The organism is Rhizobium vallis, assembly GCF_003985155.1.
Taxonomy (GTDB): domain Bacteria; phylum Pseudomonadota; class Alphaproteobacteria; order Rhizobiales; family Rhizobiaceae; genus Rhizobium; species Rhizobium vallis.
This window is the reverse complement of sequence record NZ_ML133688.1, coordinates 292316-316798: the sequence shown is the minus strand read 5'-3', so window position 1 is coordinate 316798 and position 24483 is coordinate 292316. Positions and strand designations below refer to the sequence as shown.

19 protein-coding genes are annotated in these 24483 nt (G+C 61.3%); 4 read left to right on the top strand and 15 right to left on the bottom strand.

Annotation, left to right across the window (positions count from 1 at the left end):
- The first annotated feature begins 96 nt into the window (after positions 1 to 96).
- The 3 genes from EFQ99_RS11470 to EFQ99_RS11460 all read left to right on the top strand — a co-directional run bounded on the left by EFQ99_RS11470 (position 97) and on the right by EFQ99_RS11460 (position 3350).
- Positions 97 to 1899, top strand: a complete 1803-nt coding sequence (locus EFQ99_RS11470; RefSeq protein WP_126921154.1) for an extracellular solute-binding protein — start codon at positions 97 to 99, stop codon at positions 1897 to 1899.
- Positions 1900 to 1952: 53 nt separating this feature from the next.
- A complete protein-coding gene (locus EFQ99_RS11465) occupies positions 1953 to 2624 on the top strand; it encodes a DsbA family oxidoreductase (RefSeq protein ID WP_126921153.1) in 672 nt (223 codons plus the stop codon).
- Between the two features lie 99 nt (positions 2625 to 2723).
- Positions 2724 to 3350 (top strand): imm11 family protein, encoded by a 627-nt coding sequence (locus tag EFQ99_RS11460; protein WP_126921152.1) that lies wholly within the window; start codon positions 2724 to 2726, stop codon positions 3348 to 3350.
- Positions 3351 to 3428: 78 nt separating this feature from the next.
- Here the strand turns inward: EFQ99_RS11460 and EFQ99_RS11455 are convergent, their stop codons facing one another.
- From EFQ99_RS11455 to EFQ99_RS11445, 3 genes are read right to left on the bottom strand one after another with little or no spacing between them, the layout of a single operon-like run.
- Entirely contained in the window at positions 3429 to 3896 is a 468-nt protein-coding gene (locus EFQ99_RS11455) for an OsmC family protein (protein ID WP_126921151.1), read from the bottom strand.
- Positions 3897 to 3912: 16 nt separating this feature from the next.
- Positions 3913 to 7416: a transcription-repair coupling factor gene (gene mfd, locus EFQ99_RS11450; RefSeq protein WP_126921150.1), complete on the bottom strand. Its 3504-nt coding sequence runs from the start codon at positions 7414 to 7416 to the stop codon at positions 3913 to 3915.
- Positions 7413 to 7718, bottom strand: a complete 306-nt coding sequence (locus EFQ99_RS11445; protein WP_126921149.1) for an FAD assembly factor SdhE — start codon at positions 7716 to 7718, stop codon at positions 7413 to 7415. The genes mfd and EFQ99_RS11445 overlap by 4 nt, the downstream gene beginning before the upstream one ends.
- Positions 7719 to 7810: 92 nt before the next feature.
- Here EFQ99_RS11445 and recG point away from each other — a divergent pair, with 92 nt between their 5' ends.
- The gene (recG, locus tag EFQ99_RS11440; RefSeq protein ID WP_126921148.1) at positions 7811 to 9916 is read left to right on the top strand and encodes an ATP-dependent DNA helicase RecG; all 2106 of its coding nucleotides are present in this window, start codon (positions 7811 to 7813) and stop codon (positions 9914 to 9916) included.
- Positions 9917 to 9996: 80 nt separating this feature from the next.
- Here recG and EFQ99_RS11435 read toward each other — a convergent pair whose 3' ends face one another.
- The 12 genes from EFQ99_RS11435 to EFQ99_RS11380 form a co-directional block, all read right to left on the bottom strand.
- The gene (locus tag EFQ99_RS11435; protein WP_126921147.1) at positions 9997 to 10704 is read right to left on the bottom strand and encodes a DUF502 domain-containing protein; all 708 of its coding nucleotides are present in this window, start codon (positions 10702 to 10704) and stop codon (positions 9997 to 9999) included.
- 135 nt (positions 10705 to 10839) lie between these two features.
- Positions 10840 to 12666, bottom strand: a complete 1827-nt coding sequence (gene glmS, locus EFQ99_RS11430; RefSeq protein WP_126921146.1) for a glutamine--fructose-6-phosphate transaminase (isomerizing) — start codon at positions 12664 to 12666, stop codon at positions 10840 to 10842.
- 108 nt (positions 12667 to 12774) lie between these two features.
- The gene (glmU, locus tag EFQ99_RS11425; protein WP_126921145.1) at positions 12775 to 14136 is read right to left on the bottom strand and encodes a bifunctional UDP-N-acetylglucosamine diphosphorylase/glucosamine-1-phosphate N-acetyltransferase GlmU; all 1362 of its coding nucleotides are present in this window, start codon (positions 14134 to 14136) and stop codon (positions 12775 to 12777) included.
- Positions 14137 to 14263: 127 nt separating this feature from the next.
- Positions 14264 to 15040 (bottom strand): FadR/GntR family transcriptional regulator, encoded by a 777-nt coding sequence (locus tag EFQ99_RS11420; RefSeq protein ID WP_126921144.1) that lies wholly within the window; start codon positions 15038 to 15040, stop codon positions 14264 to 14266.
- A 15-nt stretch (positions 15041 to 15055) separates the two neighbouring features.
- The gene (gene yjfF / locus EFQ99_RS11415; protein ID WP_126921143.1) at positions 15056 to 16024 is read right to left on the bottom strand and encodes a galactofuranose ABC transporter, permease protein YjfF; all 969 of its coding nucleotides are present in this window, start codon (positions 16022 to 16024) and stop codon (positions 15056 to 15058) included.
- Positions 16021 to 17034: an ABC transporter permease gene (locus EFQ99_RS11410; protein WP_126921142.1), complete on the bottom strand. Its 1014-nt coding sequence runs from the start codon at positions 17032 to 17034 to the stop codon at positions 16021 to 16023. Before EFQ99_RS11410 ends, yjfF begins: the two co-directional genes overlap by 4 nt.
- A complete protein-coding gene (gene ytfR / locus EFQ99_RS11405; protein WP_126921141.1) occupies positions 17031 to 18554 on the bottom strand; it encodes a galactofuranose ABC transporter, ATP-binding protein YtfR in 1524 nt (507 codons plus the stop codon). The genes EFQ99_RS11410 and ytfR overlap by 4 nt, the downstream gene beginning before the upstream one ends.
- Before the next feature lie 120 nt (positions 18555 to 18674).
- Positions 18675 to 19637 (bottom strand): galactofuranose ABC transporter, galactofuranose-binding protein YtfQ, encoded by a 963-nt coding sequence (gene ytfQ, locus EFQ99_RS11400; RefSeq protein ID WP_126921140.1) that lies wholly within the window; start codon positions 19635 to 19637, stop codon positions 18675 to 18677.
- A gap of 142 nt (positions 19638 to 19779) precedes the next feature.
- Positions 19780 to 20856 (bottom strand): BMP family ABC transporter substrate-binding protein, encoded by a 1077-nt coding sequence (locus EFQ99_RS11395; RefSeq protein ID WP_126921139.1) that lies wholly within the window; start codon positions 20854 to 20856, stop codon positions 19780 to 19782.
- 53 nt (positions 20857 to 20909) lie between these two features.
- Positions 20910 to 21830: an ABC transporter permease gene (locus tag EFQ99_RS11390; protein WP_126921138.1), complete on the bottom strand. Its 921-nt coding sequence runs from the start codon at positions 21828 to 21830 to the stop codon at positions 20910 to 20912.
- Entirely contained in the window at positions 21827 to 22912 is a 1086-nt protein-coding gene (locus tag EFQ99_RS11385; RefSeq protein ID WP_126921137.1) for an ABC transporter permease, read from the bottom strand. Before EFQ99_RS11385 ends, EFQ99_RS11390 begins: the two co-directional genes overlap by 4 nt.
- Complete coding sequence (locus tag EFQ99_RS11380) at positions 22902 to 24470, bottom strand: ABC transporter ATP-binding protein (protein ID WP_126921136.1); 1569 nt, start codon at positions 24468 to 24470, stop codon at positions 22902 to 22904. The genes EFQ99_RS11385 and EFQ99_RS11380 overlap by 11 nt, the downstream gene beginning before the upstream one ends.
- Between the last annotated feature and the right edge of the window lie 13 nt (positions 24471 to 24483).

The window sequence follows — 24483 nt, the reverse complement described above, 5'->3', positions numbered from 1 at the left end:
CGGACCAAAGAAATAGCGCCCACGTGTTGGAATCGGTCGACCAGATGATAATCTCGCGGTGAATCATGCCCGTTTTCACGGATCAAGGATTGCCGAATGCTCCGGATCGTCGTCCCCCTCGTCCTCTCGCTGCTGTGCGGCGCTGTCGCCGCCGAGCCGCTGCACGGCATCGCGATGCACGGCGAACCGGCCTTGCCGCCTGACTACAAGCACTTCCCTTACGTCAATCCTGACGTCAAGAAAGGCGGCAAGATTACCTATGGCGTCGTCGGCACCTTCGACAGTCTCAACCCGTTCATCGTCAAGAGCAATCGGACGACGGCGCGCGGCATGTGGGATCCGGAATATGGCAATCTGGTCTACGAATCGCTGATGCAACGCTCCAGGGATGAGCCGTTCACGCTCTACGGCCTGCTGGCCGAGACTGTGGAATGGGACGACGCCAGGAGCTTCATCCAATTCAACCTCAATCCGAAGGCGAAATGGGCCGATGGCCAGCCGGTGACACCTGAGGATGTGATGTTCACCTTTGAACTGATGCGCGACAAGGGCCGCCCTCCCTACTCCGAACGCCTGAAAGTCGTCGCCAAGATGGAGAAGATTGGCGAACACAGCGTGCGCTTCACCTTCAATGAAAAAGCCGACCGGGAGACACCTCTAATCTTCGGCCTTTTCCCGGTACTGCCAAAACATGTGGTCGACCCGGAAACCTTCGACCGCTCCTCGCTGACGCCGCCGGTCGGTTCCGGTCCCTACAAGGTGAAGACGGTGAAACCCGGTGAGAGCATCACCTACGAACGCGACCCGAACTACTGGGGAAAGGACATTCCCGCCAAGGTCGGCACCGACAATTACGATCAGATCACCGTTCAGTATTTCCTGCAGGACACGACGCTGTTCGAGGCCTTCAAGAAGGGCGATGTGGACCTTTATCCCGATGGCAACCCCGGCCATTGGGCCAATGCCTATAATTTCCCCGCCGCTACTTCCGGGGCCGTGATCAAGGACTTGTTCACGCCGAAACTCCCAAGCGGCATGCTCGGCTTCGTGTTCAACACGCGCCGGCCGATCTTTACCGATCCGAAAGTGCGCGAAGGCCTGTCGCTGGTGTTCGATTTCGAATGGGCGAACAAGAACCTCTATTCCGGCGCCTACAAGCGCACACAGAGCTTCTGGCAGAATTCCGAGCTTTCGAGCTTCGGCGTTCCCGCCAATGCGGCGGAACTTGCGCTGCTCGGGCCGATCAAGGACAAAATTGCACCCACGATTCTCGACGGCACCTATAAACTGCCGGTCACCGACGGCTCCGGCCGCGACCGCAATGCGCTAAAGCAGGCGGTCGAGTTGTTGAAGCAAGGCGGCTATACGATCCAGGGTGGCAAAATGCTTGACGCCTCCGGCCATCAGCTCGCCTTCGAAATCATGACGCAGAATGCCGACCAGGAGAAGCTGGCCATCGCCTACCAGCGTTCGCTGCAGGCGATCGGCATTGCCGCTTCGATCCGCACGGTAGACGATTCGCAGTATCAGAGCCGGACGAACAGCTTCGATTACGACATGATCATCAAGTCCTATACCTCGTCGCTGTCGCCTGGAACCGAGCAGCTCGGCCGCTGGTCTTCGGCTGCACGCACGCAGGAGGGTAAGGACAGCTTCGCCGGCGCCAACGATCCCGACCTCGACACGCTGATTGACCACGTATTGCGGGCACGCTCGGCCGAGGATTTTACCGCGGCGGTGCGCTCCTACGACCGACTGCTGCTTTCCAGCCATTACGTGCTGCCGCTCTATCATATGGACCAGCAATGGGTGGCCCGCAGCAAGCGCATCGGCCATCCCGATACGGTGCCGCTCTACGGCTACCAGCTGCCGGTATGGTGGGATACAAGCGCGCAATAGCAGCAGGCCGAATCGCCGCCCTGCCGCAGCGTCCAGATATAAGGAAAACGATCATGGAGCCAATCACCATCGACGTCGTCTCGGATGTCGTCTGCCCCTGGTGCTATCTCGGTAAAGCGCGGCTGGAACTCGCCATTGCCGAAGTTCAGGACGAGATTGGCGTCGACATCAACTGGCGGCCCTATCGGCTCAACCCCGACTATCCCAAGGAAGGCGTCGACCAGAAGAAAAAGCTGGCGGAGAAACTCGGCGGCGAGGAGCGTGTGGCACAGGCGCATAAGATGCTCACCGACCTCGGCCGCGAGGTCGGTATCGCCTTCGATTTCGAGGCGATCAAGATCGGCCCCAACACGCTCGACGCCCATCGGCTGATCCACTGGGCGATGATCGAAGGCCGCGAGAAGCAGGACAAAGTCGTCGCCGCGCTGTTCAAAGCGAATTTCGAGGAAGGCCGCAATGTCGGCGACCATGCGGTACTGCTCGATATCGCCGAGAAGGCCGGCCTCGACCGCTCGGTCATCGCCTCGCTGCTTGCCTCCGACGCCGATAGCAATCTGATCGTCGCCGAGATCACGGCGGCTCAGGAGATGGGCGTCAACGGCGTGCCGTTCTTCATCTTCGACCAGCAATATGCCGTCAGCGGCGCTCAGACGCCCGACGTCCTGGCGAATGCGTTGCGCGATATCGCCAAGGCGAAGGCCGAGGCGCGGTCGGGGCTGAACTAACGCTGTCGCCCGGCGGCTCGAGATCGGACAGCTGCAACAAAGTTGTCCGAGAGAGCCAGCTATACCGTTTTTATTTTCAAGCACGACTTGGAACGAAGCATGAGTGGCGCCCGAGCGAAACCTCAAAAAGCCTATCTACTTGATTCAAATTGGAATTATGGTTGGGAATTCGCAAATCTAGAAAGGCTGCAACCAGACGGCGACGGTCTCGGCATCAGGGGGCCTCTATGGCCGGGTAGCATGCTCGATCTGCCTCGAGGTCCGTGGCGAATACCCGAATATCTTGAAGCGCCAAAGCTAATCTTTGATCCGAAGCGCAAGGTGCAAGATATTTATGCTGTAGATTATTTCCTCTTCATCTCTGAAAAAATGAAGAGTTTGTTCGATGAGTTCGTTCCAAATTCATGTGAATACCTGCTTTGCGAGACGGAGTTTTCGAACGGAAAACCCGGGCCGAAAATTTGGCTGTGCAGCGTTGTCGATTCATATCGCAAGGCGGTGGACGTCGAGAATTCTCCCTTAATTCACGTCACTCGATCTGGTGGCTACATGATATCGGGCGGAGCTGACTGGTGTTTTCTGCCTGATGTCCTCAAAGGCGCGCAGCTCTTCCGCTTGGTTGAGTATGCGGTGGCAATTTTTTGCGATCAAACGTTCAAGAACCTTTGTAAAGAAAAGGGTATTAAAGGCACCTCTTTCCAACAGGTCGGCTTTTTGCAGGAATAGTTAGAGACATTTCAATAGGCCCCGCAACTTCGCCGTAAAGCGAAGTTGCGGGGTTTCCTGCCTGACAACGGTCCACGATCAGCCCAGAACAGGAACGCAGCGCACGTCGGTCTTCACCGAATTGGCGATAAAGCATTCGTCGTGGGCGCGGTGATGCAGGGCTTCAAGCTCGCTGAGCGAGGGCTGTTTCTCGCCACCGAACACGGCGAGCGGCCTCAGTATCACCACGGTCATGGCAAGACGGCCTTCGGCATTCTTCTCCATGATGCCTTCGGCGGCATCCGTGTAGCTATTGACGCAAAAGCCCTGTTTGACGGCAAGCGACAGGAACCAGAGCGTATGGCAACTGGAGAGCGAAGCGACGAAGGCCTCTTCCGGATCGACGGCATCCTCGGCGGAATAGGGCAGCGGAACAACATGTGGCGAAGCGGACGCCCGCACCTCGATGCCGCCGTCGAAAGTCCAGTGGTGCGCGCGACTGTAGCGGTTGTCGGTGAAAGTCTCACCGTTGCGTTGCCAGGAGATCGTTGCGCCGTATGTCGCCATTGCTATCTCCTCCCCTCTATTTCGCCAGTTCCGCCAGTTGCGTCATGATAACAGCCGCCCCCTGCAGGCGCTTTTCCGGCGTCGGCAGGTCGCGGGTCAGGAACAGGCTGTGATCCGGGCGGATCTTCGCCATGGTGCCCTGCTTGCCGATATAACCGACAAGGTTTACCGGATTGGGGAATTCCTTGTTGCGGAACTGCACGACCACACCCTTCGGGCCGGCATCCAGCTTTTCAACATTGGCAGTGCGGCAGAGCGACTTGATGTAGACGATCTTCAGGAGATGCTGGACTTCGATCGGCATCGGCCCGAAGCGGTCGATCATCTCGGCGCCGAAGCCGTCGATTTCCTTGAGTTCGGTGATCTCGCCGAGACGGCGGTAAAGCGCCATGCGCAGATGCAGGTCGGGCACATAGCCCTCCGGGATCATCACCGTCGTGCCGACGGAGATCTGCGGAGACCAGCCGGTGTCGTGGATCTCGTCGACGCCCTTGACCTCAGCGACCGCCTCTTCGAGCATCTGCTGGTAAAGCTCGAAGCCGACCTCCTTGATATGGCCGGACTGCTCCTCGCCGAGCAGATTGCCGGCGCCGCGGATATCGAGATCGTGGCTCGCCAGTTGGAAGCCCGCGCCGAGAGTATCCAGCGACTGTAGCACCTTAAGGCGGCGTTCGGCGGTCGCCGTCAGCACCTTGTTGACCGGCAGCGTGAAGAGCGCGAAGGCGCGCACCTTCGAGCGGCCGACGCGGCCGCGCAGCTGATAGAGCTGGGCAAGGCCGAACATGTCGGCGCGGTGGACGATCAGCGTATTGGCTGTCGGCACGTCGAGGCCGGATTCAACGATGGTTGTGGACAGCAGCACGTCGTAGCGGCCTTCATAGAAGGCATTCATGATGTCTTCGAGTTCGCCGGCCGGCATCTGACCGTGGGCGACGGCGACCTTCAGCTCAGGCACATCCGATTGCAGGAAGGCATGTACATCCTCGAGATCGGCAAGCCTGGGGCAGACATAGAAGCTCTGGCCGCCGCGATAGTGCTCGCGCATCAGCGTCTCGCGGATGACCAGGCTGTCGAAGGGCGAGATGAAGGTGCGCACCGCCATGCGATCGACCGGCGGCGTGGTGATCAACGACAACTCGCGGACACCGGTCATGGCAAGCTGCAGCGTGCGCGGGATCGGCGTTGCTGACAGCGTCAGCACGTGCACGTCGCTCTTCAACTCCTTCAGCCGCTCCTTGTGCTTGACGCCGAAATGCTGCTCCTCGTCGATGACGAGCAGGCCCAAGTTGGCGAATTTGATGCCGGCGCCGAGCAGCGCATGTGTGCCGACGACGATATCGGTCTTGCCGTCCGCCACTTCCTTCTTGGTCAGCGCCAGCTCCTTGGCGCCGACCAGACGCGAAGCCTGCTGGATGCGCACCGGCAGGCCGCGGAAACGGTCGGTGAAAGTTTTGAAATGCTGGCGGGCAAGCAATGTCGTCGGCACGACGACGGCAACCTGTGCGCCGTTCATCGCCGCAACAAAGGCGGCGCGCAGCGCGACTTCCGTCTTGCCGAACCCCACGTCGCCGCAGACGAGACGGTCCATCGGCCGACCGGCACCGAGATCGGAGCGCACCGCCTCGATGGCGTTATCCTGGTCCTCGGTCTCGTCATAGGGGAAGCGGGCGGCAAATTCGTCGTAGAGGCCTTCGGGTGTCGTCAGCATCGGTGCATGGCGCGTCAGCCGCTCGGCGGCAATGCGGATCAGCGCATCGGCCATGTCAAGCAGGCGTTTCTTGAGCTTGGCCTTGCGCATCTGCCATGCGCCGCCGCCGAGCTTGTCGAGCTGGGCCTCGGTGCCCTCGCCGCCATAGCGCGAGAGAAGATCGATGTTTTCGACCGGCAGGAAGAGCTTCGCCTCATCGGCATATTGCAGTTCCAGGCAAGCATGCGGGGCGCCTGCCGCCTCGATGGTTCGCAGCCCGATGAAGCGGCCGATGCCGTGTTCAGCGTGGACGACGATCGAGCCCTCGTCGAGGCCCGCCACCTCCGCGATGAAATCGGCGGCGCGCTTGCGGCGCTTGGAACGGCGCACCATGCGGTCGCCTAATATATCCTGCTCGCCGATGACGACGAGGTCGCCGGCCTCGAAGCCGGCTTCGAGACTGAGCACGGCCGCGGCCGCCTCGCCTCTCGCCAGCGAACCGAGATCCTTCAGCGCTTCGACCGGCTTCACCTTTTCCAAGCCGTGTTCGTTCAGCACCTGCAGCAGACGCTCCAGCGAGCCTTCGGTCCAGGCGGTGACGAGCACTTTCGCGCCGGCAGCGCGGCGGTCGGCGATATGCTTGACGACGACGTCGAAGACATTGATGCGCTCGGCATCGCCACCGCCTTCGGCGTTCGAGCGTGCCCAGCGCTGGCCCTGGCGGGCCTCGACATTGATCACCCGCCTCGCCTCGCCCTCATGCTCGTTGAAGGGGCTGACGCGGATGGCGCCGAGCGCGTCGAGGGTTCTCACGAAGAGTTTGCTGTCGAGGTAGAGCTGGCCAGGCGTCACCGGCTTGTACGGGGTGCCCTGCGCCATCTGGCCTTTGGTCGGCTGGCCGGAATTCAGGCGGGCGTCATAATAATCGAAGACGAGCTTGGAGCGCTCTTCAGCTGCCTCGCGCACGGTATGGTCGGTGACAACACGGAAGCCGCTGAGATAGTCGAAGACGGTATCGAGCTTCTCGTAGAAAAGCGGCAGCCAGTGCTCCATTCCAGGGTAACGGCGGCCCTCGGAGACGGCAAGATAGAGCGCGTCGTCGCGCGTCGTCGCGCCGAAAGCGGAGAGGTAGTTTTTGCGGAAACGGCTGATCGTATCGGGCGTCAGCGTCACCTCGCTCATCGGGTTGAGATCAAGGGAGCGCACCTGGCCTGTCGTGCGCTGGCTGGCTGGATCGAAGCTGCGGATCGATTCCAGCGTATCGCCGAAGAAATCAAGGCGGACCGGCTCTTCCGAACCCGGCACGAAGACGTCGAGAATGCCGCCGCGCACGGCATATTCGCCGACTTCGCGTACGGTTGCGACGCGCTCGAAACCGTTGCGCTCGAGGCGACCGGCCAGATCATCCATGCGCAGCTGGTTGCCGGGACGGGCCGAAAAGCTCAGGCTCTCGATGACATCCTGCGGCGCCACCTTCTGCAACATGGCATTGGCGGTGACGAGCACGATTGCGGCATGCGGCTTCTTCCGATGGGCGATGAGGCCGCCAAGTGCTGCAAGCCGGCGGGCCGAAGTGTCGGCGCTCGGCGAGACGCGGTCATAGGGCAGGCAGTCCCAGGCCGGCAGGCTGAGAACCGGAATATCAGGGGCGACGAAGCTCAGCATCTGTTCTAGATCGGCCATACGGTGGCCGTCCGATATGACATAGGCGACCGGCTCTCCCGTGCGGGCGAGCTCGGCGAGCAGCAGCGTTTCGAGACCTGCGGGCACATTGCCGATCGTCAGCGGTTCGGCAATGGCCGCAAGCTTCTTCGCATCGAAACCAGGGATCATTCCGGCGTCCTGAGGGGCTTGTCGAAATCGGGCTTGTAGGCGGCAAGGCGGGCAAACATCGGTGTCTGGAAACGCTCGGGCACCGGCCATGTTCCCATGATCCAGCGGACGAGATCATTGTCTTCTTCCGCCATGATCGTTTCGAACTCGTCGAGCTCGGCTTCCGAAAGCGTCGCGATCTCGCTTTCGGCGAACTGGCCGAAGACCAGATCCATCTCGCGGATGCCGCGATGCCAGCAGCGGAAAAGGATCCGGCGGCGGCGCGGGTCGAGACCGGCACTCGTGAGCGTGACACCTGTCATGGCATTACCTTCCTGTTGATGCGTTTCTATAGACCCTCGAAAGCGGCTTGTCAGCCTTGCCAAGGCCGCATTGTTCATCGCATTTTGGCCGCATGCGCCCCGCCATTCTCGATCCCTTGTTTTCCCCCGTATCGGGCCTTCCGGGCGTCGGCCCGAAGATCGCCGAGCTGTTGGTCAAACTGCTCGGGCGTGAGACGGCGGAGGATTGCCGGGTCATCGATCTCATCTTCCACGCGCCTTTTTCGCTGATCGACCGGCGCAACCAGCCGGGGATCGCGCGGGCGCCGCAGGGCGCGATTGTGACGATCACGGCGCGCGTCGACCGGCATCAGGTGCCGCCGCGCGGCAAAAGCAACATCCCCTACCGCGTGTTCCTGCATGACGAGACCGGCGAGCTGACGCTGGTCTTCTTCCGGGGACAGGCGGCATGGCTGGAAAAGCAGCTGCCTATTGATGCGGAGGTGACGGTCAGCGGCAAGATCGACTGGTTCAATGGTCGCGCCTCGATGGTGCATCCCGACTATATCGTCAGGGCCGACGAGGTCGAAAACCTGCCGCTGGTCGAGCCGATCTATCCGCTGACGGCAGGACTTTCACCGAAGACGCTGCGCAAGATCATCGACGCCGCACTGCCGCGTTTTCCCGAACTGCCGGAATGGATCGATCTCTCGCTGGCGCAGAGAGAGGGCCTGCCGTCGATCCGCGACAGCTTCCACATGCTGCACGAGCCCCGCGATCCCGCCGATATCGACCCGCAGGCCCCTGCCCGGCGACGGCTCGCCTATGACGAATTCCTCGCCGGCCAACTTTCGCTCAGCCTCGTGCGGCAGCGGCTGCGCAAAGTCGCGGGCCAGCCGGTGCATGCGACGGGTGCCGTCAGCGGCAAGATCGTGAAGAGCCTGCCCTTCTCGCTCACAACGAGCCAGAACGAGGCGATCGCCGAGGTTTTGAAGGACATGGCCGGCAACGAGCGCATGCTGCGGCTGCTGCAGGGCGATGTCGGCTCCGGCAAGACGCTGGTGGCGCTGATGGCGATGGTGGCCGTGATCGAGAGCGGCGGCCAGGCGGTGCTGATGGCGCCGACCGAAATCCTGGCGCGGCAGCACCATGCAACGATTTCGAAATTCGCCGCCTCCGCCGGGCTCGGCATCGAGGTGCTGACCGGGCGCACCAAGGGGCGCGAGCGCGAGGAAATACAAGAGCGTATCGCGTCCGGTGCGGCCCAGATCGTCATCGGCACGCATGCGCTGTTCCAGGACAGCGTCACCTACGCCAATCTGATGCTTGCCGTCGTCGACGAACAGCATCGTTTCGGCGTGCATCAGCGTTTGCGGCTGACGGCCAAGGGCATCTCGCCGCACATGCTTGTCATGACGGCAACGCCGATCCCGCGCACGCTGGTGCTTGCCGCCTTTGGCGATATGGACGTCTCCAAGCTCACCGAGAAACCGGCCGGCCGCAAGCCGATCCAGACGATCACCGTGCCGATGGAACGAACCGGCGAGATCGTCGGGCGGCTGCAAAGCGCGATTGCCGAGGGCAAGAAGGCCTACTGGATCTGCCCACTGGTTGAGGAATCCGAAGAGCTTGACCTGATGTCGGCTGAAGAACGGCATGCGACGCTCGTCTCCGCGCTCGGTCCCGGCATCGGTCTCATCCATGGCCGCATGAGCGGGCCGGAGAAGGACGCGGCGATGATGGCGTTCAAGAATGGCGACATCAGGCTGCTCGTCGCCACGACTGTCGTCGAAGTCGGTGTCGATGTGCCGGATGCGACGATCATGGTGATCGAACATGCCGAGCGTTTCGGCCTGGCGCAATTGCATCAGCTGCGCGGGCGCGTCGGGCGCGGAGATGAGGCCTCCACCTGCATCCTGCTCTACAAGGGGCCGCTCGGCGAGACCGGCCACGCCAGGCTTTCGATCATGCGCGAGACCGAAGATGGCTTCCGTATCGCCGAAGAAGACCTCAAGCTACGCGGCGAAGGCGAGTTGCTCGGCACAAGGCAATCCGGCACGCCGGGCTTCCGCATCGCCAGCTTGGAAGCACATGCAGATCTCCTCGAGATCGCCCGCAAGGACGCCGCCTATCTGATTGAACGTGACCCCGAACTGACGAGCGAAAGAGGACAGGCGATCCGCACCCTGCTCTATCTCTTCCGCCGAGACGAGGCGATCAGGTTCCTGAGGGCAGGATAAAGCGCGCTGCGGCGCGCTTTAAGTCTTTGTTTCATGCATGTCGTTATCCCAAAACCGCTGACACTTTTGGGCGACATGCATCAATCCGCTTTGGAAACCGCCACCGGCTTCGGCCGCGGCAGATGCTTCTGCTTCGGCTCGGACGGCTTGTGCTCAGGGGCGACCAGCCCGCCTGAAATCAGGAACTTGGCGGCATCTTCCGGCGACATATCAAGCAGGACGATTTTTTCGCGCGGCACGAAGACGAGGAAACCAGCTGTCGGCACCGGCGTCGGCGGCAGGAAGACGGCGACCATATCCTGGCCCATGGCATTGAACTTCGACGCGATTTCGCCCTTGGCGTCGGTGGCGATGAAAACCAGCGCCCAGAGGCCGGGACCGGGATATTCGATGAGGCCGACCTTCTTGAAGGAGTTCGCCTGCTCCTTCAGCACGGTTTCGAAAATCTGCTTCACGCTTCGGTAAACCGTGCGCACCAGCGGCATGCGCTGAACGATCGATTCGCCGAAACGGACGATGCTCTGGCCGATGAGGTTCTTGCCGAGGAAACCGACGACAGTGATGAGCACGACGGCGATCAGCAGACCGAAACCGGGAATGGCAAAATTGAGATAGCTTTCCGGATTCCAGCGTGCCGGAATATAGGGTCTCACCCAGCTGTCCGACCAGTGGATGAAGGTCCAGGTCAGCCAGATGGTGATCGCGATCGGAGCGCAAATGATAAGGCCCGCGAGAAAATTATTTCTCAGCCGGGTCGCGACCGGCATTCTGAGGGTGTTGTCGGTCATCGTTTCCTGATGATCTCCATCTCAGTCCTGGACAGGCCGGAACGCCAGCCTTTCCCCCTTGTCCGCCGACCAAAATTGCCAGAATTCGGGGTCCTGCACAATATGTTTCGACGCGAAGGTCACAGCGTTTCAGGCTTATTCCACTGTCACGGATTTCGCCAGGTTGCGCGGCTGATCGACGTCGGTGCCCATGAAGACGGCGGTGTGATAGGCGAGCAGCTGGATCGGCAGCGAGAAGATCATCGGCGCAATGATTTCGTCGACCACAGGCAGGATGATGGTCGCCATGGTCGGCAGTTTCGAGGCCGCCGCCCCCGCCTCGTCGGTGATGAAGATGATGCGGCCGCCGCGGGCTGCAACTTCCTGCATATTCGAGACGGTCTTGTCGAAGAACCGGTCGTAAGGGGCGATGACGATGACAGGCATGTTCTCGTCGATCAGCGCAATCGGCCCGTGTTTCAATTCGCCGGCGGCATAACCTTCGGCATGGATATAGGAAATTTCCTTGAGCTTCAGCGCGCCTTCCATAGCGAGCGGGAAGCTGGTGCCGCGGCCGAGATAGAGCACGTCCTTACATTTCGACAATTCGCGCGACAGGCTTTCCATCTGCGGCTGGATGAGGTTCAGCACCCGGCTCATGATCCGCGGCATCTCGGCGAGATGGCGCACCAGCGCCTTCTCTTCCTCCGCACTCACCGTGCCGCGCGCCTTGCCGGCACCGATCGCCAGCGACGCCAGCACGGCAAGCTGGCAGGTGAAGGCCTTGGTCGAGGCAACGCCGATTTCGGGACCCGCCATGATCGGGAAGACGGCATCAGATTCGCGCGCGATCGTCGATTCGCGGACATTGACGACAGCGCCGATCTTCAACCCGTTGTCGTGGCAATAGCGAAGCGATGCCAGCGTATCGGCGGTCTCGCCTGATTGTGAGATGAAGAGTGCTGCCTGAGACGGCGAGAGCGGCATTTCGCGGTAACGGAATTCGGAGGCGACGTCGATTTCAACAGGCAGGCGGGCATAACGCTCGAACCAGTATTTGCCGACCAGGCCGGCGAGATAGGCGGTGCCGCAAGCCGAGATCGCAAGTCCACTCGCCGCCTTGAAGTCGATCGCGGCGGCATTGGCGCCGATCGTGTTCTCGGCGAAATCGACATAGTGGCTGAGCGCATGGGAGATGACCTCCGGCTGCTCGTAGATTTCCTTTTCCATGAAATGGCGGTGGTTGCCCTTGTCGACGACATAGGCAGTCGCCTGCGAAATCTGGCGGGCGCGATTGACCGGCTTGCCGGCGAAATCGAGCACGGATACGCCGTCGCGGGTAAGGACAGCGCAATCGCCGTCGACGAGATAGGTGATCTCGTTGGTGAAGGGCGAGAGCGCGATCGCATCCGAGCCGAGGAACATCTCGCCGCGGCCATAGCCGACGGCAAGCGGCGGACCCGAACGGGCGGCCATGATCGTGCCGGGATCGGCCTTGAGCATGACGGCGAGCGCATAGGCGCCGGTCACCCGGTTCAGCATCTTCAACATCGCGGCGCGGGGCTCCAGACCCTCGCGCAGGTATTTCGCCATCAGGTGAGCGACCACCTCGGTATCGGTCTGGGTTTCGAAGACCGATCCCTCCTCGGTCAGCTCGTCGCGCAACTCGGAGAAATTCTCGATGATGCCGTTGTGGACGACGGCGACGCCTTCGACGAAATGCGGATGGGCATTGGTCTCATTGGGAACGCCGTGGGTCGCCCAGCGTGTATGGGCAATGCCGACGGTGCCGGGCAGCGGTTCAGCATCGAGGCGCTTTTCCAGATTGAAGAGCTTGCCCTCGGCGCGGCGGCGATCCATCACACCGTCATGAATGGTGGCAACGCCGGCGGAATCGTAACCGCGATATTCCAAACGCTTCAGCGCATCGACCAGGCGCCCGGCCACAGGCTGAGTTCCGACGATCCCCACAATGCCACACATGCAATATCCCCAAAAGGCCTCAACAACCAGGCCAGTCCTAACGAATCCTGCTTATTTCTCAATCACCTCGGCGGTCACTTTGAATTTCCGCCGGTTACGCAAGGCGGATCAGCCCTTCGCCTTCTTCGCCGCCTTGATGGCGAGCGCGCGCTCGCGCAGCAGCGTCGCGCGTCCCGGTTTGATCTCTTGGCGGGCGCGGCCCAGCGCCAGCGCGTCGGCCGGCACGTCGACGGTGATGACGCTGCCCGAAGCGATATAGGCACCATCGCCGATCGTCACCGGCGCCACCAGCGAGGAGTTGGAGCCGATGAAGGCGTTCTCGCCGATCACCGTCTCGCTCTTGTTGACGCCGTCATAGTTGCAGGTGATCGTACCTGCGCCGATATTGGTTCCGGCGCCGATAACGGCATCGCCGATATAGGTGAGATGGTTGACCTTGGCACCCTCGCCGAGCCGGCCGTTTTTCACCTCGCAGAAATTGCCGACCTTCGAGCCGTTGCCGAGATCGGCACCGGGCCTCAGCCGCGCGAAGGGTCCGACCGTCGCGCCCTCACGGACATGGGCGCCCTCGATATGCGAGAAGGCATGAATGACAGCGCCGCTGTCGATCACCGCGCCTGGGCCGAAGACGACGTTCGGCTCGATCAGCGCATCCTGGCCAATGACGGTGTCATAGGAGAGAAAAACCGTTTCCGGGGCGATCATGCTGACGCCTGAAAGCATCATCTCATGGCGGCGGCGCTCCTGCCAGAAGCGCTCGATGACGGCGAGTTCGGCGCGGTTGTTGCAGCCAGTCATCTCGATCTCAGGGGCATCGACGGCGGTGACGCGCCCACCGAGCGAACGGGCAATCTCGACGAGATCGGTCAGATAATATTCGCCCTTGGCATTGGCGTTGCCGATGCGCTGGAGAAGATCGAGCGCCTTGCGGCCATTGATCGCCATCAGCCCGCTGTTGCACCAGGTGACAGCGCGCTCGGCATCGGTCGCGTCCTTCTCCTCGCGGATGGCAATGAGTTCGCCGTCCTTGACGAGCAGTCGGCCATAGCCAGTCGGGTGGTCGGTGTGGAAGCCGATGACCACGATATCGCTGCCATCGGCAAGACCCTGGCGGGCGGCCTTCAGCGGCCCGTCAGTCTGAAGCGGCACGTCGCCATAGGTGACCAGAATATCGTCATAGCCCTTGGCGATCGCTTCACGCGCCGCGAGCACCGCGTGGCCGGTGCCGAGACGTTCCTTCTGCAGATAGGCTTCGATGCTCACGTCGCCGATGCTTGCGGCCTTCGCCACCTCTTCGGAATCGCGGCCGACGACGAGTGCCACCGACGAAATGCCGGCGGAGGCCACCGCATCGACCACATGGGCGATCATCGGCCGTCCGGCGACCGGATGCAGCACCTTCGATTTCGAGGATTTCATCCGCGTGCTGTCACCGGCAGCGAGAATGACGGCAAGACAAGTGCGTTCCATGATTTGCTCCGCGAATCCACGCCAAGAGGCGGCTTTGCTGCCTCATACTGCATAATTCCTGAAATCGGAATCGATTTTCGGAAAGCATGATGCGCGGATTGAAGGTGCTGTCCTGCGCTCGCGAAGGTCAAATTGCGGGAGAAATCGGCTCCATGACCGCAGGAGATCCATGGGCCGCGAAGGCTTCATGAACGTGATGGCGGCCATCCAGGATGACGAGTTCCATCGCGTGGCGTGCGGCCGCGCTGTCGCCGGAAACGATGGCATCAACGATGCGCATGTGGGTGTCGGCGATATTGGCGAAGCCATTTTCGGAGGGCGGCGTACTGATGCGGAACATGCCGACGAGAGCCGCTTCGATCAGGCTGCCGAGGGTGCGCATGAAAGGGTTGTGCGAGGCCTCGGCGATCGCCAGGTGAAAACGAAGGTCGGCGAGCGCCAGGCTGTCGGCGGTGTGGCCGGTCGCCGCCATCTCGAGCGCAAGCCCGCGCAGCATCTCGATATCCTCGGCATTCGCCCGTTCGGTGACGAGACCGGCGGCGAAGGGCTCGACGGCGAGACGGATATCGTAAAGCTGCAGCAGGAACTCTTCTGTCACACCGTTGTCGAAATGCCAGGCGATGATCTCGCTGTCGAACATGTTCCAGAGGTTTTTCTCGGTCACGCGCGTGCCGACCCGCGCCTTGGCGACGATCATGCCCTTGGCGGCGAGCGTCTTCATCGTCTCACGCAGCACGGTGCGAGACACCTTGAAACGTTGCGCCAGTTCGGTATCGCCCGGCAGGATCGAGCCGACAGGATAGGTGCCGGCGACGATCGCCTTGCCGAGTTCGTCGACGACCTGCGCGTGGCTCGTTCGGGTTCTGCGCCCTGTCTTGCGTGTCTCGATCACTTTGTTGCGCAAGTGTCCCGTCCTCCCTCAGGCATACCTCTTGTTCAGACTGGAAAGGAACAGGATGGCTTTCTGCATCAGGATGAATGCAAACAGCAGAAGCCCGATCAGGATCTTGGTCCACCAGCTCGACAGTGTGCCGTCGAAGGTGATGTAGGTCTGAATGAGCCCCTGGATCAGGATACCGATCAAAGTTCCCGCCACGAATCCCGCTCCTCCGGTCAGCAGCGTCCCCCCGATAACGACTGCAGCGATAGCATCGAGTTCGACGCCGACTGCCGCAAGCGAATATCCAGCAGAGGTGTACAGCGAAAATACGATCCCGGATAGGCCCGCCAGAAAACCCGACAGCGCATAGATCTGAATCGTCGTGCGGCCGACCGGAACGCCCATCAGCCGCGCCGTCTGCGGGCCGCCGCCGAGTGCATATACGTTTGTGCCGAAGCGGGTGCGGTGGGCGATGAAGACGCCGGCGGCAAAGACCAGAAGCATGATGCCGCCGATCAGCGTCAGCCGTCCGCCACCGGGAAGACGGTAATAGAGGCTCGTCAGCGTCGAATAATATTCGTGGTCGATCGGGATGCTGTCGATGGAGAGCACGAAGGCCATGCCGCGCGCCAGGAACATGCCCGCAAGCGTGACGATGAAGGCCGGCATTTCGAGATAGTGGATGATCGCTCCCATGATGGCGCCGAAGGCGGTGGTGATGACCAGTACCAGCGCGAAGGCGAGCAGTGGATGGATCGAGGTCTTCTGCAGGATCACCGCGAGGAAGACGCCGGTGAAGGCGATGACCGAACCGATCGACAGATCGATGCCGCCCGAAATGATGACGAAGGTCATGCCGACGGCGGCGATGCCGAGGAAGGCGTTGTCGGTCAAGAGATTACCGATGACGCGCGTCGACAGCATGTTCGGATATTGCAGCGTGCAGCCGGCATAGGCGAGCACGAAGATGACGATGGTCGCAAGCAGCGGCAGGTATTTGGAGTTCATTTCGGCTGCTCCATGGCGGCCTGCCTGCGGCTGGCGAAGATGGCGAGTGATTGCACCGCCGGCGACTGGATGACGAGGATCACGATGATGATGATGGCCTTGATGATCAGGTTGAATTCCGGCGGGAAGCCGGAAGACAGGATACCGGTATTCACCGCCTGAATGATCATTGCGCCGATCAGCGATCCGAGAATGCTGAAGCGACCGCCGAGCAGTGAATTGCCGCCGACGACGACGGCAAGGATGGCGTCGAGTTCAAGCCAGAGGCCGGCATTGTTGGCATCGGCGCCCTTGATATCGGCAGCAACGATGATGCCGGCAATCGAGGCGCAGAGGCCACTCAGCATGTAGACGGCCATCAGCAGCACCGGCGTCTGAATGCCTGAAAGCGTGCTGGCGCGCCGATTGATGCCGACAGCCTCGAGCAGCATGCCGAGCGCCGTGCGGCGGACGAGCAGGATGACGAGCAGGCCGACGAGAAACCAGATGATGACGGGCATCGGCAGGAGAGCCATGGAGCCGCTGCCGAAGAAGATCAGGCCGTCATTGTTGAAGGTCAGAATAGCGCCTTCGGTGATGAGTTGGGCGATGCCGCGGCCGGCGACCATCAGCACCAGCGTGGCGATGATCGGCTGGATGTTGAGGACAGCCACCAAAAAGCCATTCCAGACACCACAGGCAAGTCCGATCGCCAACGTCAGGATAATGGTGTAAGGAACTGAATTCCCTGCGACAATCGATGATGCGGCGACGGCGCCGCAGATGGCGACGACCGCACCGACGGAAAGGTCGATGCCCTTGGTAGCAATCACTAGCGTCATGCCGATCGCCAGGAGCGCTACCGGCGCGCCGCGATTCAGCACGTCGATCAGACTGCCGTAGAGGCGTCCGTTTTGAACCACGACATTAAAAAACTGCGGCGACGTTATGAAATTCAACAAAAGAATGACAACGAGCGCGATCAATTGCGGCGCCAGGCGATAGGCCAGCGCCTTCAGCGAGGACTTCATGCCTCCTCCATCTTATGCTCGGCGGCGGCAATGGCTTCGACGATGCCTGCCGCCGTGATACGTTCGCCTGTAAGCTCGGCGATATGCTGCCTGTCACGAAGTACGATGACACGTGAACTATAGGCGACAAGCTCTTCAAGTTCCGAGGAAATTACGATCAACGACATTCCGTCCGCGCAGAGCTTTTCGATCAGCCGGATGATTTCGGCATGGGCGCCGACATCGATGCCGCGGGTCGGCTCGTCGAGGATCAGAAACTTCGGATTGGTCGCCAGCCACCGGGCGAGGATCGCCTTCTGCTGGTTGCCGCCGGAGAGCAATCGGATCGGCTTCTCGCGATCGGTCGTACGGATATCGAGCGCCTTGATGTAACGATCGGCGAGCGCGTTCTGCTCGGCGCGGGAAAGCGGCCGCGTCCAGCCGCGGCGGGCCTGGAGGGCGAGCGCAATATTCTCCCTGATCGACAGGTCGCCGATGATGCCATCGGTCTTCCGGTCCTCGGGGCAGAAGCCAAAACCCTTTTCAATTGCCGCGCGCGGGCTCGAAAGCGTCACCGGCTGGCCGTCGATTGTGACGCTGCCGCTATCGGCATGTTCGATGCCAAAAAGGAGTTCGGCTGTTTCCGTACGACCGGAGCCGAGCAGGCCGGCAACGCCGACCACCTCTCCGGCGCGCACCTCGAGGTCGAAGGGTTTGACCTTACCGCGTTTGCCGTAGCCCGCGAAACGGTATCGGACGTCACCTGCCGCGAGGCTGCGTTCCTTCGCCTCCTCCTCGACATGCGCCAGTTCGCGGCCGAGCATCATGGCGATCAGGCCCTGGCGCGGCAGATCGGCGGCGTCGCGGGTGCCGACAAGCTTGCCGTTGCGCAGCACGGTAATGCGATCGCTGATTGCATAAACCTGCTCAAGGAAATGGGTGATGAAGACGATGCCGAGTCCGCGTTTCTTCAGGTCCTCGATGATGCGGAAGAGCAGCGCCACTTCGTGACTATCAAGGCTTGCCGTGGGCTCATCGAGGATCAGCACCTTGCCGGAGAGATCGACGGCACGAGCGATGGCGACCACCTGCTGCACGGCGACGGAGAAACGCCCGAGTTCGGCAGTCACGTCGATATCCATGCCGTAGCCGGCAAGCAGGTCGCGCGCCTTGCGGTTCATCGCGCGGACGTCTGTCATGCCGAAACGCCGCGGCTGGCGTCCGAGAAAGAGGTTTTCTGCCACACTCAGATTGGCGAGGAGATTGACCTCCTGGTAAACGGTACCGATGCCGAGCTTCTGGGCGGCGAGCGTATTGGCCGGATTGATTTCGTGGCCGTCCAGCGTCAGGCTGCCGCCGTCACGATGGTAGGCGCCGGTAATGCACTTGATCAGCGTGGACTTGCCGGCGCCGTTTTCGCCGAGCAATGCATGAACCTCACCACGGCGCAGCGTGAAATCCACCTTGTCCAGGGCGACAGCGCCGGGGAAGAATTTCGATATGCCGGAGGCTGCGAGAATATTCTCGAAATTGTGAACCATGAGGGCTGCGGTTTCCTGATATTGCGCCTTATGCCTGCGCCAAAACCGGACATGATGCCCGGCCCAGCACTGACAGTTCCGCACCGGCCCATGATGGGCCGGTGCGGTTCCAGGTTCAAATCAGTAGCCCTGACCCTTCTTCTCGTCGTAGACCTTCAACGGCTGGTCGGCAGGCGTGTAAAGCTTGGACTCGGTCTGGATCCACTTCGGCGGAGCCTTCTTGTCCTTCAGATAGGCTTCGAGCGCATCGAAGGCCGGGCCTGCCATGTTCGGCGTCAGCTCGACCGTGGCATTGGACTCGCCTTCAGACATAGCCTTGAAAATATCCGGCACGGCGTCGATGGAGACGACGAGGATATCTTTGCCGGGCTTCAGGCCGGCTTCCTTGATCGCCTGGATGGCGCCGACGGCCATGTCGTCGTTATGGGCGTAGAGAGCGCAGATATCCTTGCCGCCATTCTCGGCCTTCAGGAAGCTTTCCATGACTTCCTTGCCCTTGGTGCGGGTGAAGTCACCGGTCTGGCTGCGAACGATCTTCAGGTTGTCGTGGCCGGCGAGAGCCTCTTCGAAGCCCTTCTTGCGGGCGATGGCCGGCGAGGAGCCGGTCGTGCCCTGCAGCTCGACGACATTGCACTTCTTGTCGCCGACGGTCTTGACCAGGAAGTCGCCTGCAACCTTGCCTTCATGGACCAGATCCGACGTAACCGCCGTCAGGTAGAGATCGTCGGGAGCCTTGATGGTGCGGTCGAGAAGGATGACCGGAATCTTGGCTTCCTTGGCTTCCTTGAGAACGTCATCCCAGCCGGTTTCGACGACAGGAGCAATGAGAATGGCATCGACGCCCTGAGCAATGAAGGAACGCAGTGCCTTGATCTGGTTTTCCTGCTTCTGCTGTGCATCGGCAAACTTCAGATCGATGCCGCGCTTCTTGGCCTGTTCCTTGGTGACGGTCGTTTCAGCCGCACGCCAGCCCGATTCCGAGCCGATCTGCGAGAAGCCGACGGTCAAGCCGGCAGCCGAAGCCGAACCGAACATGCAGGCAGCAAGAATCGTGGCACTCAAAAGTGCAGTCTTCAATTTCATGATTTCCTCCCAATGCCGCATCTCGCGGCGCAGGGTCAAAAAATCATATAGTATTACTTTTGTAAATCGGAATCTTCGCATACGCCGCGAAAAAAAGAGCGCCCACAAGGGGCGCTCTTCGCAACTGCGAATTGCGTGTTGTTTATTGCGCCGGCAGCTTGTCGTCGACGCCTTCGACATAGAAATTCATGCCGAGAAGCGTGCCGTCATCGGCTTTCTCGCCGGCCTTCAGCCAGGGCGTGCCGTCCTGCTTGTTGATCGGGCCGGTGAAGGGATGCAGTTCGCCTGATTTGATCTTGGCTTCGGTTTCCTCGGCCATTTTCTTCACGTCGTCGGGCATATTGGTATAGGGCGCCATCTTCAGGATGCCGTCCTTCAGGCCGTCCCAGCTCTGCTCGGACTTCCAGGTACCGTCGAGAAGCGCGTGAACGCGCTTGGAGTAGTAGGCACCCCAGGTATCGACGATCGCCGTCAGCTGTGCCTTGGGGCCGGCTGCAATCATGTCGGTAGCCTGGCCGAAAGCATGGATGCCGCGCTCCTCGGCAACCTGCATCGGCGCGGTCGTGTCGGTATGCTGCGTCAGCACGTCGACGCCCTGGTCGATCATCGCCTTGGCGGCATCGGCTTCCTTGCCGGGGTCGAACCAGGTGTTGACCCAGATCACCTTCAGCTTGAAGCTCGGGTCGATCGACTTTGCGCCCTGCTCGAAGGAGTTGATGCCCATCACGACTTCGGGAATTGGGAAGGAAGCGATATAGGCGGCGCCGTGATTTTTCGAGGTCTTGGCGGCGATCTGACCGAGGATGTAGCGGCCTTCATAGAAGCGCGAGTTGTAGGTCGCAAGATTCGGGCCGGACTTGTAGCCGGTGCCGTGCTCGAACTTGACCTTCGGGAACTTGGCGGCAACCTTCACGGTCGCATCCATGAAGCCGAAGGAGGTCGTGAAGATCAGCTTGCAGCCGGAACGGGCCAGGCGCTCGATGGCGCGCTCGGCATCCGGGCCTTCCGGCACGTTTTCGAGGTAAGGCGTATCGATCTTGTCGCCGAACTCGGCCTGGACCTGCTGGCGGCCGAGATCGTGCGCCTGCGAATAACCGCCGTCGGTATGCGAACCGACATAGACGAAGCAGACCTTCGTCTTGTCAGCCGCCTGAGCGGCGGCGGAGATGCCGATCACGGCGGCAGCCGAGGCGGCAAGGGTGAATGCGAACTTCTTCATGGTGACCCCTGTTGGTTTGAAGTTATTCCGGAAACCCGTCTTATGTTGTTGCTTTATCGCTCCGGTACGAAGGCTTTTCCAAGCGACGCGGGCGTATTGATCAACGTCGTGCGCCGATTATGGGAAATGACGATGAGAACCACAATAGTCGCGGCATAGGGCAGCATCGAGAGGAACTGCGAGGGAATGCCGAGACCGAAGGCCTGCGCGTGAAGCTGCAGGATCGTGACCGCGCCGAAGAGATAGCCGCCGGCAAAAACCCGCCAGGGCCGCCAGGATGCGAAAACGACAAGCGCGAGCGTGATCCAGCCGCGGCCGGCCGACATGTTCTCCACCCATTGCGGGGTATAGACGAGCGAAAGCTGCGCGCCGGCAAGACCGGCACAGGCGCCGCCGAACATCACCGCGAGATATCGCGTGCGGATGACATGAATGCCGAGCGCATGGGCCGAACCGTGATTGTCGCCGATCGCCCGAAGCTTCAGCCCGGTCCGGCTGCGGAACAGAAACCAGCTGACGGCAAACACCAGCGCGATCGACAGATAGAAGATCAGATCCTGCTTGAAAAGAACCGGGCCGATGACAGGAATATCGGAAAAAACAGGAATGGTGATCTCTTCCAGCCGGATGCCGGGCACGCTGACGAAGGGTTCGCCCAACTGGCCGGATGCGCCAAGGCCGAGAAGGGTCAACGCCAGACCGGTCGCCACCTGGTTCGCTACGAGGGTGAGCGTCAGGAAGGCGAAGAGCAGCGAGAAAAGCGCGCCGGCGACGATGCCGCATATGATGCCGACATAGGGTGAGCCCGACATCTGGGCGCCAGCGAAAGCGGCGACCGCGCCCATGATCATCATGCCTTCGACGCCGAGATTGAGGACGCCGGAGCGCTCCGTCACCAATTCGCCGAGTGCCGCGATGACAAGCGGCGTGGAGGCGGTGATGACCGTCAGGAGAATGGCTTCGAAGATGCTCATGCAGCGCCGCCCCTTACCCGCGACCAGACGATGCGGATTTTATAATAGATCAGCGTGTCACAGGAGAGCACGAAGAACAGCAGCAGCCCCTGGAAGACGCGCGTGACCTTGTCCGAAACGCCGATCGAAAGCTGTGCTGCCTCGCCGCCGAGATATGTGAGGGCCAGCACCAGGCCCGAGGCGATGATGCCGAGCGGATTGAGGCGGCCAAGGAAGGCGACGATGATGGCGCTGAAACCATAGCCCGGCGAGATCGCCGGCTGCAGGTGGCCGATTGAGCCGGAGACCTCGCAAATGCCGGCGAGACCGGCGAGCGCGCCGGAGAAGAGGAAACTGAACCAGATCATCTTCTTCGAAGAGAAGCCGGCAAAGCGCCCTGCCCGCTCCGACTGGCCGAGCACGACGATCTCGAAGCCCTTCAGCGTATAACGCAGCATGAACCAGACGCCGACCGCGGCGACGATGGCGAAGATGAAGGCCCAATGGGCCCGGCCCGATTCTTCCCAGATCGCCGGCAGCACTGCTTCCGGGGCAAAATCGCGAGAGACGGGAAAGTTGAAACCCTTTGGATCGCGCCAAGCGCCGCGAATCAGCCAATCGAGGAAGAGCTGGGCGATATAGACCAGCATCAGCGACGTCAGGATCTCGTTGGTGTTGAAGTGCGCCTTCAGAAGCGCCGGAATGGCCGCGAAAAGCGCGCCGCCGAGCGCACCTGCGATCAGCATCAGCGGCAGCACGAGCGGCGAATGCCAGTCGTAGAAGACGATCGGCAGATAGGAGCCGGTGATGGCGCCGATGGTGAACTGGCCTTCGGCGCCGATATTCCAGTTGTTCGAGCGATAACAGACGGCAAGACCGACGGCGATCAGGATCAGGGGTGCGGCCTTGATCGCCAGTTCGTGCAGCGACCAGACCTCGAGCAGCGGCTCGACGAAGAAGGCATCCAGCGCCTCGACCGGATCCTTGCCAAGCATGGCGAACATGATAGCGCCGAAAATCAGCGTCAGGACAAGGGCAAGGAGCGGCGAGACGACGCCGAAGAGTTTCGAGACGTCGGGACGTTTTTCAAGTTCAATGCGCATGAGCTGCCTCCGCGGCAGAACCGCTCTCGTGCAAGCCGCCCATCAGCAGGCCGATCTTTTCGCGCGTCAGTTCGCCCGCCGGAAACGGCCTGGAAAGACGGCCTTCCGAGATGACGGCAATATCGGTCGCTACTTCGAAGATCTCGTCGAGATCCTGGCTGATGACGACGACTGCCGAACCGCTTCTCGCAAGATCGACCAAGGCCTGGCGGATGCGGCTCGCGGCGCCTGCATCCACACCCCAGGTCGGTTGGTTGACCACGAGCACGGCGGGCTGGCGGTCGAGCTCGCGGCCGACGATGAATTTCTGCAAATTGCCGCCGGAGAGCGAACCGGCGGCAGGATCATCGCCGCTCTTGCGGACATCCATGGCCTCCGAAATGCGCCTTGCGGCAGACTTCACCGCGCCGTGGCGGATGATGCCGAGCAGGCCGAGAAACGCCTTACGGTCCGACTGGCTGCGGGCAAGGACGAGATTATCCGACAGTTTCATGGCCGAGACGGCGGCATGGCCATGACGCTCCTCCGGCACGAAGCCGGCGCCGAGGAGACGGCGGGCGGTAATGCCCTGATTGCCCACGGGCTTCTTGCGGATGACGATCGCCTCGGCCGACGCGATCGGATATTCGCCGGAGAGAGCATCGAAGAGTTCGCTCTGCCCGTTGCCCGCCACACCGGCAATGGCGAGGATTTCGCCTGAGCGCACGATCATAGACACGTCACGCAGCGGCATGGCGAAGGGCGTGCGCGCCGCGACGGAAAGATTGGCGACTGCAAGCTGCACCTCGCCCTTGTCGCTGCGCTCAGGGTGGGTAACGGTCGCCACCTCGCTGCCGACCATCATGCGGGCAAGCGAGGCCGGCGTTTCCCGCTTCGGATCGCAAGCGCCGGTCACGCGGCCATGGCGCAGCACGGTGGCGCGATCGCAGATGCGCTGCACCTCTTCCAGGCGGTGGCTGATATAGAGAACCGAACGGCCTTCGGCGCGCAGCTTGAACAGCGTCTCGAACAACTTGTCCGCTTCCTGCGGCGTCAGCACCGAGGTCGGCTCGTCGAGGATGATCAGCTTGGGGTTTTGCAGCAGCGCCCTGACGATCTCGATGCGCTGACGCTCGCCGACCGAGAGATCGGCAACATGGGCATGCGGATCGAGCGGCAGGCCGTAAGCCACCGACAGCGCTCTCGCCTCCTCGGCGATCCTGTCGATCGGGATGGCGTCATCGAGCGATAGCGCGATGTTTTCGGCGACCGTCAGTGCCTCGAACAGAGAAAAGTGCTGGAAAACCATGCCGATGCCGAGCTTGCGAGCTTCGCCCGGCGACGTGATCGAGACCGGCCTGCCCTGCCAGAGGATTTGCCCATCCGTCGGCTCCAGGACACCAAACAGCATCTTCACCAGCGTGGATTTGCCTGCGCCATTTTCGCCGAGAAGCGCGTGAATTTCGCCCGGCGCCAGATCGAGATCGATTTCATTGCAGGCAGCAAAGCCGCCGAAAAACTTGGTCAGCTTCTGGACCGATAACAACGCACCGGAATCCGGTACATTCAATGGCGACACGTTCCCCTCATTT